Consider the following 14,412-nt stretch of genomic DNA (forward strand, 5'->3'; position numbering starts at 1 on the left):
GCCCAGCGGCCAGAGCGCGACCGTCAAGGACATCCAGACCCTGGATGGTTCCCTGGAGTCGGCCACGGCCGGCCAGTCGGTGACCATCCTGCTGGACGAATATCTGGACATCTCGCGCGGCGACCTGCTGGCCGCCGCCGCCCAGCCCTCGACCATCCTCAAGACCGTCAACGCCGACGTCTGCTGGCTCTCCGAGGAACCGCTGGACCTGCGCCGCAAGTACTGGCTCAAGCACACCACCAAGCAGGTGGCTGCACGGGTGGCCAAAGTCGATACGCTCCTGGACATCAATACCCAGGAACGCCGCCCGGCCGAGACCCTGAAGCTCAACGACATCGCCCGCATCAGCGTCAACGTGCAGCAGCCCATCGCCGCCGATGCCTACCAGGATATCCGCGCCACCGGCGCCTTCATCCTGATCGACGAAGTGAGCCACCAGACGGTCGCCGCTGGTATGATTCGGATCGACTGAATTTCCTTCGATCCGCAATCGTACCTTGTACCAAGGCCATGGCCACCGAACAGGCAGCAAACCCATCCTCTTCCGACACTCCCGCACCCAGCCCGGACCATCCGGGCCAGGTGTGGCTGATCGGCTCCGGCCCCGGTGCGGCTGACCTCTTGACGGTGCGCGCCGCGCGCCTGCTGGCGCAGGCCGACATCGTGCTGCACGACGCCCTGGTCACCGAAGAAATCCTGGCCCTCTGTCCGCAGGCGGTGCAGGTGTCGGTGGGCAAGCGCAGTGGCCAGCGCTCCACCGCCCAGCCGGTCATCAACCAGAAACTGGTGGAAGCCGCCCAGCAATACCGCCGCGTGGTGCGTCTCAAGGGTGGGGACCCCATGCTCTTCGGCCGCGCCGACGAGGAAATGCGGGCCCTGGAAGAACACCATATCCCCTACGAGATCGTCCCCGGCATCACCGCCGCCCTGGCCGCCGCCTCGGCCGCCAAGCGCCCGCTGACCCGGCGCGGCATCGCGCGTAGCGTGTCGCTGTTCACCTCCAGCACAGGCGTGGACGAACCGGATGAAGTGCGCATGCCCAATGGCGATACGCTGGTGCAATACATGGGCGGGCGCGAAGCCACGGCCACTGCACAGCGCCTGCTGGCACTGGGTCATGCGCCCGATACCCCGGTGGTGGTAGTGGAAAACTGCAGCCGCCCCGACCAGCACATCTACCACCTGCAACTGGCGGGCCTGGAAGCCGGGCTGCAAGCCTGCAGCGGACCGGTGCTGGTGATGATCGGCCCGGCATTGGCAGACAGGGAGTAAGGAACTGCCCCCATTGATGGGCTCACCACTGACCGTTCGACCTGAGTAGCGGCAACGCCGCGTATCGAAGGCGCTCCGCCTCTGCGCCTTCGATACGGCCCTGACGGGCCTACTCAGTCCGAACGGTTGTCAGCCTGATTTACTACCGTTGCTGAGATCACTGTCCTATGCACCTCCTGCACGACACCAATGCCCCCGCCGCCGATGCCATCGATTTCGATGCTTTCCTGAAGGTCGATATCCGCATCGGCACCATCGTCTCGGCCGACGCCTTCCCCGAAGCCCGCAAGCCGGCCTTCAAGCTGAAGATCGACTTCGGCCCCGGCATCGGCGTGCGCCAGAGCAGCGCCCAGATCACCACGCATTACACGCTGGACCAGCTGGTGGGCCGGCAGGTGGCAGCGGTGGTGAATTTCCCGCCGCGCCAGATCGGCAAGTTCATGTCCGAAGTATTGACGCTGGGCTTCCCCGATGCCCAGGGCGAGGTCGTCCTCTTCAAGCCCGACCAGGCGGTGCCGAACGGCGCGCGCCTGTTCTGACCCAGCCACCGCCAAATCAGCTGCCCCAAAAGAAGATGGCCCGTTCATTCAGGACGGGCCATCTTCTTTTGTACTGCCAGGGGCGCGAACTGCTCAGCTCTGCAAGGTCCCGATGCAATAGGCGGCAATCGCCTGCAACACGGCCTCATCCTCGCCCACTGCCGGCACGGTGCGAATCTCCACCTCCGGATGCGCCTGGCGCAACTGCTCCAGCAATTGCGGCAAGTCGCGCCTTACATGGCCACCCTGCCCCAGGAATACCGGAATCACCGTCACGCGCCGGCTGCCGGCCGCCACCTGCTGCGCCACCACGGTGGGCAGGTCGGGCTGCATCAGTTCAAGGAAGGCCAGCTCCACGCCGACAGCCGGCATGGCGGCGCGGGTCAGCGCGCGCAGACGTTCGAAGGGTGCGGCCCAGGCCGGGTCGCGGGCGCCATGGGCGAAGAGGATCAGGCTTTCTTGCATAAGGACGTCGGTTCAGGTTGGGACAGGATCAGCTGGGTTCAACTGAGATCAGGTGCGTTCCACCCACCACAGGGCGCCGATCGCCAGCGCCATGAACAGCAGACTGGGGAGCGCCGCCGTGACGAAGGCCGGCCAGGTATTGAGCAGGCCCAGGTGCGAAAAGAGGCTGTTGATCAACTGGAAGCATACCCCGATCATGATGCCGGTGAAGATCTTCAGGCTCACGCCACCGGCGCGGAAATGCAGATAGGCGAAGGGCAGCGCCAGCGCCATCATCACGAAGATGGACAGCGGGTAGACGATCTTCTTCCAGAAGGCGATTTCATAGCGGTCGGTGCGCTGGTTGTTGGCTTCCAGGTGCTTGGTGTAGGCCAGCAGGTCATAGGCCGACATGCGGTCCGGGTCGGCGAACAGCACCGACAGGATTTCCGGCGTCACCTCCGAGACCAGCTTCATCTGCGCCGTCTTCACGGTCTTGACCGGCTCGGTGATCTTGCGGTCACGGCCGCCGGTGAAATCGGATTGCACCACCTCATTGAGCACCCACTGGTGATTGCCCTCGTACAGGCCGGACTTGGCGGTGATCATGCGGGCCATGTGGAAGTCGGTATCAAGCTCGTAGAGCTTGACGCCCTCAATGCGGCCATCGGGCTGCACGGTCTGGATGTTGATGAAGCGGCTGCCGGTCACATTGCCTTCCAGGCCCTTGTCCTTGATCACGTCCTTGGCCCACATGCCCGAGCGGAACTGCGAGGACATCGACGCCCCCTGCGCCTGCAACTTGAGCTTCTCGGCCCACTCGCTGGCCTTGGGCGCAATCAGCTCGCCGAAGACGATGGTCAGCACCGCAAAACCGACGCCGATGCGCAGCAGCACCTTGGCCGCCATGCCGGTGGACATGCTGGAGACCCGCATGATGGTGAATTCGGAGCGCGCCGCCAGTTGCGACAAGGTATAGATGGTGCCGATCAGCACGGCCGTGGGCATCAGTTCATAGACGTTGCCGGGCAAGCCCATGAGCACGTAGAACACCGCCTCCTGCAGCTTGTAGCCATTGCGGCCGACCTGCTCCAGCTGGCCCATCATTTCGAAGAAGGCGAACAGCGCCAGGAAGGCCGCCAGGGCGAACAGCACCGAGCGCGTGATCTCGGAGGTGAAGTAACGTTGGATGACTCTCATCTCAGGCCTCGCGCTGGAACGTCATGGCGCGGCGTATACGGCTCCACAACCGGGATGGGTGATAGGGGTGGTTGATGTTGAGTCGCAGCACGAACATGCCCACGATCAGTGCCGCCACGATCACGTGCACCGGCCACCAGGCCATCATGAAACTGGTGCGCTGCTGCGCCACCGAGGCCTGGAACACGCTCACCGTATTGCTGTACACCACGAACAGCAGCAACGCCACCAGCAGCCCCAGGGAACGGCCGGCACGCGGGTTCACGAAGGACAGCGGAATGGCCAGCAGCATCAGGGCCAGTGCCATCAGCGGCAAGGCGATGCGCCACAGCAGTTCGCCGCGCGCATAGCCGTCGCTCTTGGCTACCAGTTCCCCCATCTGCAGCGCCCGCGCCGAACGCTCACCGGCAGCCGCCTGCGACTGGTTGCCGATCAGCAGGCCATAGCGTTCGAAGTCGACGATCTGGAAATCCGGCAGGCTGGGAGAACCGTCATAACGGCGGCCCTTGTTCATGACCACGAACTTCTCGCCATCGGGATCGATGACGGTCTCACCTTCCTTGGCCACCACCACGCTGTTCTTGCCGTCGGCATTGATGGTGTTGACGAAGATGTTGCGCACCTTGGAGGCATCGCCGGAAATGCCTTCGACGAAGAAGATGCGGTTGGCCGCGGCCGATTCCTGGAACTTGCCGGGGGAGACGCGGGCGATGTCCTCGCGCTGCTCGAAGCGGCTGCGGTATTCGCTGCTCTGTTCATTGGCCCAGGGCGTGACCACGAAGGACAGCGTCGCCACCAGGGCCACGATGGGCCAGCCGAATTTCAGTATCGGCACGATCCAGCGCGTGAGCGACAGACCGCAGGCGAACCAGACCACGATCTCGGAATCCTGGTAGCTGCGCGTCATCACCAGCAAGACCGAGATGAAGCCGGTCAGGATGAGGATGATGGGCATGTAATTCAGGGACTGGAAGCCGATCAGGGCGATCACGTCCTGCGAAGCCACCTGGCCGCCGGCCGCCTGGCCGAGGATCTTGATCAGCATCACGGTCAGCGTGATGGTAAACAGCGTCGTGAAGACCCCACCTGCGGTGCTGGTCAGTTCGCGACGCAGAGCGCGCTGGAAAATCATGGGAATGCTGGAATTGTCTCTGGTATCGGGGTCAATGAATCGGTGGCCTGGCCCTGCGACGCATCCGGCACTGGCCGGGCTGGCGCGAACTCACGCGCGCGTGGCGTCGAAATGGGCTCTATAATTGCCAGGTAATTCATACAAAGGACGAACGATGGACTTTAGCACAAAAACATTGGACGCAAAAAACGCCGTGACCGCCGTCAAGACCGGCGCGCTGGTCGTTGGCATCTATGAAAACCGCAAGCTGTCCAAGGCAGCCGGGGCGCTGGACAAGCTGGGCGCGATCAGCGCCGCGCTGAAGTCGGGCGACATTTCCGGCAAGCCGGGCTCGACCCTGCTGCTGCGCGGCGTCACCGGCATCGCCGCCGAACGCATCGTGCTGCTGGGCCTGGGCGCCGAGGAAGAGATCGCCGACAAGAGCTTTGCCGCTGCCAGCGCCGGCCTAGTGCGCTGCCTGGCCACCCTGGGCTGCGACGACGCCGCCCTGGCCCTACCCTTCGATGGCATCAAGGGCCGCGACCTGGCCTGGGCCATTCGCAACGTGGTACTGGCCGGCCGCGATGCGATCTATCGTTCCGACACCCTGAAGAGCAAGAAGGACCCCGCTCCCACCGGCGTCAAGAAGATCACCCTGCTGGTGAACGCCGCCGACGGCGTGACCGCCAAGGCCGCCCTGGGCGAAGCCGTGGCCCTGGCCAACGGCATGGCGCTGACCAAGGAACTGGGCAACCTGCCCGGCAACGTCTGCACCCCGACCTACCTGGCCAATACCGCCAAGAAGCTGGCCAAGGAATTCAAGCTGGGCGTGGAAGTGCTGGACCGCAAGCAGCTGGAAGCCCTCAAGATGGGCAGCTTCCTGTCGGTCACCAACGGCAGCGACCAGCCGCCCAAGTTCATCGTATTGAAGCACCTGGGCGGCAAGTCCAAGGACGCCCCGGTAGTGCTGGTGGGCAAGGGCATCACCTTCGACACCGGCGGCATTTCGCTCAAGCCGGGCCTGAACATGGACGAGATGAAGTACGACATGTGCGGCGCCGCCTCCGTACTGGGAACCTTCCGCACCATCGCCGAACTGGGCCTGAAGCTCAATGTCATCGGCGTCATCCCGACCTGCGAAAACATGCCCTCCGGCCGCGCTACCAAGCCGGGCGACATCGTCACCTCGATGTCCGGCCAGACCATTGAAGTGCTCAACACCGACGCCGAAGGCCGCCTGATCCTGTGCGACGCCCTGACCTACGTGGAACGCTTCAAGCCGGCCGCCGTGATCGACATCGCCACCCTGACCGGTGCCTGCGTGGTCGCCCTGGGCCATCACAACACGGGCCTGTTCACCCGTGAAGACGAGGCCCACGACCAGCTGGCCAACGGCCTGCTGGCCGCCGGCCGCGACAGCGGCGACACCGCCTGGCGCATGCCGATCCAGGACGTCTACCAGGAGCAGTTGAAGTCCAACTTCGCCGATATCGCCAACATCGGCGGCCAGCCCGCCGGCAGCGTCACCGCCGCCTGCTTCCTGGAGCGCTTCACCCGCAAGTACACCTGGGCGCACCTGGACATCGCCGGCACCGCCTGGAAGAGCGGCGCCGCCAAGGGCGCCACCGGCCGCCCGGTGCCGCTGCTGACCACCTGGCTGCTCGGCCAGGCGCGCGCCCGCTCGGCACGCGGCTGAGGCACACCGCTCAGGCAGGGCCAGGGCAGGAGCTGGCCCCTGCCCGCGCAGCAACCGCAGTACCCGCCACCGCGCAAGCGGTGGTTTTTTTTCGTCCCCGCATCGCGAATTGCCACCTGGCAAGATCCAGGCAGGTGCCCGACCGCCAGCAAGCAAAGCGCTTCCCGTCTAGACTGTTGATCCATTTCCGGAACGCTGCCGATCCGCCGTGGTCGGTAACAGGGTCGACCACTGTCGCCCCCTTCAATGCCAACAAGAAAGGAACAGCATGACCAACGCCAATACCAGTGCCAATGCCAACGTCCACGCCAGCAGTGACCTCTTCAAGCCCATGCAGCTGGGCGCGGTGCAACTACAGAACCGCATCGTCATGGCCCCGCTCACACGCAGCCGCGCCCAGGCTGGCGATGTCCCCACGCCACTGGCGGCCGAATACTACGCCCAGCGCGCCAGCGCCGGCCTGATCATCGCCGAGGCCACGCAGATCTCGCCGCAGGGCAAGGGCTACGCCTGGACCCCTGGCATCTACGACCAGGCCCAGGTAGCCGGCTGGAAGAAGATCACCGATGCCGTGCACGCCAAGGGCGGCCGCATCTTCCTGCAGCTGTGGCACGTGGGCCGCATCTCCCATCCCGACCTGCAACCGGGCCATGCCCTGCCGGTAGCCCCCTCGGCCGTCAAGCCCGAAGGCAATGCCTTCACCGAAACCGGCTTCAAGCCCTTCGTCGAACCGCGCGCGCTGGAACTCTCCGAATTGCCCGCCCTCGTCGAGCAATACAAGACCGCCGCCCAGCTCGCCATCCAGGCCGGCTTTGATGGCGTGGAAATCCACGCGGCCAACGGCTACCTGCTGGACCAGTTCCTGCGCGACAAGACCAACCAGCGTACCGACGCCTATGGCGGCAGCATCGAAAACCGCGCCCGCCTGCTGCTGGAAGTGGTGGCCGCCGTCACCTCAGTGGTGCCCAGCGAACGCGTGGGCATCCGCCTGTCCCCGATCAGCCCGGCCAACGACATTGCCGACAGCGATCCCAAGGCCCTCTTCAGCTACGTGGTGCAGCAGCTGAACCGCTACAAGCTGGTCTACCTGCACGTGGTGGAGGGCGCGACCGGCGGCCCGCGCGAAGTGGCTGGCGGCTTCGACCTGCAGGTACTGCGCGACCTCTTCCAGGGCATCTACATCGCCAACAACGGCTATGACTTGGAAATGGCCGCCAAGGCACGCCAAGGCAACCTGGCCGACCTGGTGGCCTTCGGCCGCCCCTTCATCGCCAACCCCGACCTGGTGGAACGCTTCAAGGCCGGGGCTGCACTGGCCGACTTCAACCAGGCCACGCTGTACGGTGGCGGTGCCGAAGGCTATACGGACTACCCGCCCTTGCGAGCGTCCTGAGGCTTCGTCGCCGACGAAGGCTGATCAAGGCTGACGAAGGCTGAAGAAGGCTCAACACGCGCCGACAATGGCCTGCCGCAATGGCAGGCCATTGTTCGTCGTTGTTCATCGTTGTTCATTGCCACGTTGCCTCGGCTGTGGCTGACCGGCCGCATCCAGCCAGCGCCACGGCATACAAGCCGGCGCAGCGCCCTGGCGACCGCTACAATGCCATCTGCCCCACCACCACTGCCCATCATGAAAACAATATTCGCCACCCTGACCCTGGCCTGCTGCGCCCTGCCCGCCCTGGCCCAGCAAGCCGATGCCGGCAACGGCAACGCCGATCCGCTGCAACTGCACGACCGCATCACCGGTGACCTCGGTGCCGGCGGCTACCGGCTCGAACGCAATGGCCTCGACCGCAGTGCCCGCAACACGGTCCTGCCCTACGCCTACTTCGACTATGGGCGCTTCTTCGCCCGGCTCGATACCTTCGGCATCAAGACCGCGCGCATGGGCTACGGCTACCTGGAACTGGCCGGACGCGTCGACCTGCAAGGCTTCGATGCCGACCGCGGCCTGCAACGTCGTTCCGATCCCATCCCGCTGGGCCTGGGCACCTACCAGGAAACCCCGTTCGGGGCCTTCTTCCTCAACGTCTTCCGTGACTTCAACAAGTCCCATGGCACCCTGGCAGAAGCCATCTATGCCGCCCAGTTCGATGTCGGACCGGTGAGCTTCTACCCGCAGCTCGGCGTCGAATATCGCAGCGCCAGCTACAACGATTACTTCTTCGGCGTCTCCGCCAGCGAATCTGCCGCCAGCGGCGTGCGTCAGTACCGCGCCGGCGCCTCCACCAGTCCCACCCTGGGACTGGCAGCCGATGTACCGCTCACCGGCGACTGGCACCTGAACCTGCACTGGCGTCGCAAGTGGCTCGACAACAGCGTCAGCGACAGCCCGCTGGTACGCCGCCACACCGACGACACCGCCATCGTGGCGGTGAGCTACCGCTTCAAGTAATTCAAGCAATCCCTCCTTCTCTGGCTCTGCAGGATCGCGACAAGCACTGCAGAGCTTGCCTCAACGGATGAGCTTCATCGAGCTCATCCGCATCGACAAGTCAGATTTCCTGACGCATTTCCACCGCAAATTTCCAGCCCACGGGAACGCCTTGGTGCTCGAGAAAAACTTAGTTTCCGCATCCAAACAAATCCGCACGGAAATTTAAGCTCATCGTCGGAAACCCTTTACCAGTGGGACTTCCAGGAATCCTACAGCGCAACACCGGTTACCGGTAAAACGTAATATTTAGTTGTAATAGTTAGTAATTTTCCATTATTCTCTGCACGTCCCGTCGAACAAAAATCACAAACTGGGACGCCCCCGCGTCGACCTCGCCAACATCAACAATAAAACCCGTCGACGTAAAAAATCCCCCTTGCAGTGCTTTCAAAATCAACCAATCAATCGAACCCGAAAGAGGTATCCCAATGAAAAAGCTGTTGAGCAGTTTCCTGATCGCGTCCGCCTTCGTCGCCATGGCATCCTCGGCCAGCGCCGCCGATCTGGAACGCACGCGCGAACTGGTCTGGACCGACGCCACGTCGACCTTCAGCGCCCGCTATGGCGATGGCACTACCGGCCAGAGCTTCCTGGAAAACTTCACCTTCAACGTCGGCGGTGCTGGCACTGCGGTGTCGTCGGCCCTGGTCTCGATCGCACTGGATGGTCTCTCCCGCGTGGGCATCAGCAGCTTCACGCTCAGCGGCAACGGCCAGACCTACACCGGCACCCAGCTCTCCAGCGGTGACCTGCAGACCTTCAGCCTGCGCACCAACGGCCTGACCAGCGGCCTGTACACCCTGTCGGTGGCCGGCACCGTGCTGGGTTCGGCTGGCGGCAGCTTCGCCGGCAACATCAGCGTGGCACCGGTGCCGGAAGCCTCCACCACCGCCATGATGATCGGCGGCCTGGGCCTGGTCGGCTTCGCCGCCTATCGTCGCCGCCGCAAAGCCGGTGACGACGGCGCGCAGATGACCAGCGCACAGATGATGCCGGCTTGATCGTCGCCGCACTCTGATCGTTGAAAAGTGCAAGGGGAACGGCCGCGAGGCCGTTCCCCTTGTCATGTCAGGTCAGGCAATCGAGGGCCAGGATGTCGGCGGGAAATTCGTTTAAAAAATCTGCCAGCATGGCCTCTGCCCTCCAAGCGGAAGCGACCAGGCCCGGTCGCTGATGCTATAGTGCCGTCCACGCTCATTGTTGCGCCGGCATGCATCTCCCTGTGGTGATCCGGCAATCGTCCCACGATTGCCACGCTTGCGGCGCACACCCGCACTACACAAGGATTGCGCACACTCATGAAAATCGCCACCTGGAACGTCAACTCCCTCAAGGTCCGCCTGCCGCAGGTCCTGAAATGGCTGGAAGAAAATCCGGTCGACGTGCTCTGCCTGCAGGAAACCAAGCTCACCGACGACAAGTTTCCCGCCGCCGAAATCGCTGCCGCCGGTTACCTGGTGGAATTCTCGGGCCAGAAGACCTACAACGGCGTGGCCATCCTGTCGCGCCATCCGATGAGTGACGTGGTCAAGAACAACCCGCTGTTCCCCGATGAGCAGCAGCGCATCATCGCCGCCACCATCGAAGGTGTGCGCTATGTCTGCGCCTATATTCCCAACGGGCAGTCGCTGGAGTCCGAAAAGTATCCCTACAAGCTGAACTGGCTGGCGGCGCTGCACGAGTGGCTGGCGCAGGAAAAGGCGAAGAACCCGCGCCTGGCGCTGCTGGGCGACTACAACATCGCACCCGAAGACCGCGATGTGCACGATCCGGTGGCCTGGCAAGGTCAGGTGCTGGTGTCGGAGCCGGAGCGCGAGGCCTTCCGCAAGCTGCAGGCGCTGGGCCTGACCGACTCCTACCGACTGTTCGAACAGCCGGAGAAGATGTATAGCTGGTGGGACTACCGGCAGATGGGTTTCCGCCTCAATCGTGGCCTGCGGATCGACCACATCCTGCTGTCCGAAGAACTGCTGCCGCGTTGTACCGCCTGCGTCATCGACAAGGTGCCGCGCAAGTGGGAGCAGCCTTCCGACCACGCGCCGGTGATTGCGACCCTGGCCGACTGACGCCGCCCACGGGCCAGCCAGTATCGACGAACGCCGCCTCAGGGTGGCGTTTGTTCTTTCTTGTTGCGCATGTTCTTTTCGAACTGCACATCGAGCTTGCTGACGCGCTTGGCCTTTTGCGGTCCCTGGGCGTTGACGAAGCTGACGAAGTCGTCCAGTTCCATTGCTTCATTGAGCTTTTCCAGCGGCTGGCCGGCCACGCGGCGGGTCAGGATGAAACGCTCATCGGAGGTGCGCAGCATGGAATACTCGCGCGATTCGGTGCGGTTGTTCAGGCGCTCGATGGCGCTGGCGGCGCGGGTCGATCTCATCATTGGGCCTCTTGCAATTTGAGCTGCCAGTAACCGACGTCGATCCAGCGTCCCATCTTGTAACCGACCTCGCTGAAGACGCCGCATTTCACGAAGCCCAGGCTCTCGTGCAGGGCCACGCTGGCCGCATTGGGCTGGGCGATGCCACCGATGACCAGATGCACGCCCAGGGGTTTCAACTGCGCGAACAGCTCACCGTACAGCAGCTTGCCAATGCCGCGTCCGCCGGCGTCGTGACGCAGGTAGACCGAGCTTTCCACCGAGCGCTGGTAGGCCGCGCGCGGCTTCCATTTGCTGGCGTAGGCATAGCCCAGCACCTCGCCCTCCTGTTCGAATACCAGCCAGGGAAACTGCGCCTGCACATCCGCAATGCGGGCGGCCATGCCCTCGACAGTCACCGCTTCGGTCTCGAAACTGATGACGGTGGTGTCGACGTAGTGGTTGTAGATGCCACAGATGGCAGCGGCGTCGGCGGCAGTGGCCGGGCGGATTGAGGGATGCATGACCGGAAGCTTTGAAGAGGGACGATGGGATGAAGTTGCCAGTGTAACCAAATTACGGCATCAGCGGCGGCCAGGTCCGGTATCGGCCGCCGCTTGCTGGCAGGGATCAGTCGCGCAGCGCCAGTCGCACCTGCTCCAGCGCTGCCGGGTCCTCGATGGTGGGCAGGTCGCCCGGATCGCGGCCTTCGCAGATCGACTGGATGGCCCGCCGCAGCAGCTTGCCGGAGCGCGTCTTGGGCAGGCCGGTGACGAAGAACACCCGTGCCGGGCGGCCGACCGCGCCGATCTGCTTGTCGACCACACCCATGATCTCGGCTTCCAGCGCCTTCCTCTGCTCCGGGGTGGCAATCGCGTCGGCCTGTTTGGCGATGGCAAAGGCAATCGCCACCTGCCCCTTCAACTTGTCTTCCACTCCGACCACGGCCACTTCGGAGACGTTGGGATGGCTGGAGATGCTCTCCTCGATCTCGCGGGTCCCCAGACGGTGGCCGGCGACGTTGATGACGTCGTCGGTGCGACCGAGGATGAAGTAGTAGCCATCCTGGTCCTGGATGCCCCAGTCGAAGGTGGAGTAAACCTCCCGTGGCAGGCTGCGCCAATAGGTGTTGACGAAGCGCGCATCATCGCCGTACACGGTCTGCATGCAGCCCGGCGGCAGCGGGCCTTCGATGGCGACCACGCCCTTCTGGCCGGCTGCGCAGGGCTCGCCGCTGGCCTCGTCGAGGATGGCCAGGCGGTAGCCCGGCATGGGCACGCCGGGGCTGCCAAGGCGGGTCGGCTTGTCGCTGATGCCCTTGGCGATCGAGATGATGGGCCAGCCCGATTCGGTCTGCCAGTAGTTGTCGATCACCGGCACCTTCAGCGCCGCCGAGATCCAGTTGGAGGTGGTCTCGTCCAGCGGTTCGCCGGCCAGATAGAGCGCCTTGAGCGAAGAGGTGTCGTAGCGTTCCATGCATTCGGCCGGCTGCTTCTTGAGCACGCGGATGGCCGTCGGTGCGGAGAACATGCGGGTCACCTTGTACTTCTCGACGATGCTCCACCAGATGCCGGCATCAGGCCGGATCGGCAGGCCTTCGTAGAGCACGGTGGCCATGCCGGCGATCAGCGGGCCATAGACGATGTAGGAGTGACCTACCACCCAGCCGATGTCGGAGGTGCAGAAATAGGTCTCGCCCGGCTTGCCGCAGAAGATGTGCTGCATGGACGACGCCAGCGCCACCGCGTAGCCGCCCACGTCACGCTGCACGCCCTTGGGCTTGCCGGTGGTGCCGGAGGTGTAGAGCACGTAGCTGGTTTCGTTGGACTCCAGCCAGGTCACCGGGACCGGCTGGTCCAGGTACTGTGCGCGCAGGCCGGCAAAGTCGACATCGCGCTCAGGCGTGCGCGCCATCGGCGCCAGGCCGCGATCGACCAGCAGCACACGCTGCGGCTTGTGCTGGGCCAACTGGATAGCATCGTCCAGCAGGCCCTTGTAGGGAATCACCTTGCCACCGCGCGAGCCGGCATCGGCCGAGACGATCAGGCGCGGCTGCGCATCATCGATGCGCGAAGCCAGGCTGTTGGACGCAAAGCCGCCGAACACCACCGAATGCACCGCCCCGATGCGGGCGCAGGCCAGCATGGCGAACACCGCCTCGGCGATCATGGGCATGTAGATCAGCACCCGGTCGCCGCGCTGCACACCCAGGGCCAGCATGGTGGCGGCCATGGCCTGGACTTCGCGATGCAGTTCGGCGAAGTCGTAGACGCGTTCGCTGTTGGTCTCGGTGGAAATGGCGATCAGCGCTGCCTGCGAGGCGCGTTCGGCCAGGTGACGATCGACGGCGTTGTAGCAGAGATTGGTCTTGCCGCCGATGAACCAGCGCGCAAAGGGCGCGCGCGAATAATCCAGGGTGCGGGTGAAGGGCTCTTCCCAGTGGATGCGCTGTGCTTCTTCGGCCCAATAGGTGTCGGGATGCTCGATGGAGCGGCGATAGAAATCCTCGTATTGCATGACGTCTCCTCATGTCTTTCGTATTGGAAAACTGTGTTCGCCCTGGACATGCGTGGTCTGCGGGTCGATCGTCGACGGCTTGATACCGGGTGCCGGCTTGCAGCACCCCCTGTCCGGCCTTCATGCGACGTTTGATCCAGTCTTGCACCTGAAGCTTATGGGTGGCTGAATTCGCCCAGCCGGCGCCGCTTTGCGGCTGATGCAGATCAAGCGCGACGACGAAAAAAGCGGATGCGATGTCACCGGTACGAGACCGGCGACATGCCAGAAGAAGAGGAAACGAAGGAGGAGGGAGAAACGCGCCGCGGTCAGCTCATCGCCACGGCACGCTGCACAGAGGATGCAATCAGCGCGTGCGGCAATCGTTGGCGAGCTGCTGCCCGATCTTCGAATTGAGCAGCATGGACTTCGACGGAATCTGGATCCACACCAGGCCTTCACCCTTGTTCTCCAGTCGCACTGCACCGGTCGAGGTGCTGACCGGGTTCATCATGTAGCTGCTGCCCTTCCACACCAGGGTCACACCATCGGTCACGCGGCCATCCATGCGGATCTCGACCTTGTTGCCCATCTCGCAGCTGAAGGCGCCGGTCTTGAGCTGGGTCGCCCAGCTGGGCTGGGTGGCCGCCGGGGCCTGCAGCAGTTGTGGCAAGACCGGCTTGGTGTCGCTCACTGGTACCGGGGTGTTGGAAGAACAGGCGGCCAGCACGGAACTGGCGGCCGCGCACAGGCAGACCTGCTTGAAAAAACGACGGGAAGCGATGGCAGCAATCATCGGATGATCCATGGAGAGTCGGGGGCGGAGATGGGCCGGAAGCGGGCCAAAAACGAGCCGAA

General features: G+C 63.9%; 15 protein-coding genes. 8 read left to right on the plus strand and 7 right to left on the minus strand.

Annotation, left to right across the window (positions count from 1 at the left end; translation table 11 throughout):
* From HFRIS_RS18135 to HFRIS_RS18145, 3 genes are all read left to right on the plus strand, one after another.
* On the plus strand, positions 1-472 hold a 472-nt coding region (locus HFRIS_RS18135; protein WP_006712766.1), incomplete at its 5' end, for an elongation factor 1-alpha C-terminal domain-related protein.
* Between the two features lie 38 nt (positions 473-510).
* Positions 511-1,272, plus strand: a complete 762-nt coding sequence (gene cobA, locus HFRIS_RS18140; RefSeq protein WP_006712769.1) for a uroporphyrinogen-III C-methyltransferase — start codon at positions 511-513, stop codon at positions 1,270-1,272.
* Positions 1,273-1,439: 167 nt separating this feature from the next.
* The gene (locus tag HFRIS_RS18145; protein WP_006712771.1) at positions 1,440-1,811 is read left to right on the plus strand and encodes a tRNA-binding protein; all 372 of its coding nucleotides are present in this window, start codon (positions 1,440-1,442) and stop codon (positions 1,809-1,811) included.
* 93 nt (positions 1,812-1,904) lie between these two features.
* Here HFRIS_RS18145 and HFRIS_RS18150 read toward each other — a convergent pair whose 3' ends face one another.
* From HFRIS_RS18150 to lptF, 3 genes are read right to left on the minus strand one after another with little or no spacing between them, the layout of a single operon-like run.
* Entirely contained in the window at positions 1,905-2,276 is a 372-nt protein-coding gene (locus tag HFRIS_RS18150; RefSeq protein ID WP_006712773.1) for a sirohydrochlorin chelatase, read from the minus strand.
* A 48-nt stretch (positions 2,277-2,324) separates the two neighbouring features.
* Positions 2,325-3,455, minus strand: coding sequence for an LPS export ABC transporter permease LptG (gene lptG, locus HFRIS_RS18155; RefSeq protein ID WP_006712775.1), 1,131 nt, complete (start codon positions 3,453-3,455; stop codon positions 2,325-2,327).
* A gap of 1 nt (position 3,456) precedes the next feature.
* Positions 3,457-4,587, minus strand: coding sequence for an LPS export ABC transporter permease LptF (gene lptF / locus HFRIS_RS18160; RefSeq protein WP_006712777.1), 1,131 nt, complete (start codon positions 4,585-4,587; stop codon positions 3,457-3,459).
* A gap of 154 nt (positions 4,588-4,741) precedes the next feature.
* Here lptF and HFRIS_RS18165 point away from each other — a divergent pair, with 154 nt between their 5' ends.
* The 5 genes from HFRIS_RS18165 to xth all read left to right on the plus strand — a co-directional run bounded on the left by HFRIS_RS18165 (position 4,742) and on the right by xth (position 10,768).
* A complete protein-coding gene (locus HFRIS_RS18165; RefSeq protein WP_039876372.1) occupies positions 4,742-6,262 on the plus strand; it encodes a leucyl aminopeptidase in 1,521 nt (506 codons plus the stop codon).
* A 268-nt stretch (positions 6,263-6,530) separates the two neighbouring features.
* On the plus strand, positions 6,531-7,655 hold the full coding sequence (locus HFRIS_RS18170; RefSeq protein WP_006712780.1) for an alkene reductase: 1,125 nt from the start codon (positions 6,531-6,533) through the stop codon (positions 7,653-7,655).
* A gap of 237 nt (positions 7,656-7,892) precedes the next feature.
* Positions 7,893-8,660, plus strand: coding sequence for a MipA/OmpV family protein (locus tag HFRIS_RS18175; RefSeq protein ID WP_006712782.1), 768 nt, complete (start codon positions 7,893-7,895; stop codon positions 8,658-8,660).
* 470 nt (positions 8,661-9,130) lie between these two features.
* A complete protein-coding gene (locus HFRIS_RS18180; RefSeq protein WP_006712785.1) occupies positions 9,131-9,703 on the plus strand; it encodes an FxDxF family PEP-CTERM protein in 573 nt (190 codons plus the stop codon).
* A gap of 297 nt (positions 9,704-10,000) precedes the next feature.
* A complete protein-coding gene (xth, locus tag HFRIS_RS18185; RefSeq protein ID WP_006712787.1) occupies positions 10,001-10,768 on the plus strand; it encodes an exodeoxyribonuclease III in 768 nt (255 codons plus the stop codon).
* A 38-nt stretch (positions 10,769-10,806) separates the two neighbouring features.
* On the opposite strand, the gene HFRIS_RS18190 is transcribed toward xth, so the two are convergent.
* The 4 genes from HFRIS_RS18190 to HFRIS_RS18205 form a co-directional block, all read right to left on the minus strand.
* Positions 10,807-11,079: a hypothetical protein gene (locus tag HFRIS_RS18190; protein WP_006712789.1), complete on the minus strand. Its 273-nt coding sequence runs from the start codon at positions 11,077-11,079 to the stop codon at positions 10,807-10,809.
* Positions 11,079-11,582, minus strand: a complete 504-nt coding sequence (locus HFRIS_RS18195; protein WP_006712791.1) for an arsinothricin resistance N-acetyltransferase ArsN1 family B — start codon at positions 11,580-11,582, stop codon at positions 11,079-11,081. The genes HFRIS_RS18190 and HFRIS_RS18195 overlap by 1 nt, the downstream gene beginning before the upstream one ends.
* Before the next feature lie 106 nt (positions 11,583-11,688).
* Positions 11,689-13,575, minus strand: a complete 1,887-nt coding sequence (locus HFRIS_RS18200; RefSeq protein WP_006712793.1) for a propionate--CoA ligase — start codon at positions 13,573-13,575, stop codon at positions 11,689-11,691.
* A 346-nt stretch (positions 13,576-13,921) separates the two neighbouring features.
* Positions 13,922-14,350, minus strand: coding sequence for a hypothetical protein (locus HFRIS_RS18205; RefSeq protein ID WP_006712794.1), 429 nt, complete (start codon positions 14,348-14,350; stop codon positions 13,922-13,924).
* Between the last annotated feature and the right edge of the window lie 62 nt (positions 14,351-14,412).

Source organism: Herbaspirillum frisingense GSF30 (assembly GCF_000300975.2).
Lineage (GTDB): Bacteria > Pseudomonadota > Gammaproteobacteria > Burkholderiales > Burkholderiaceae_D > Herbaspirillum > Herbaspirillum frisingense.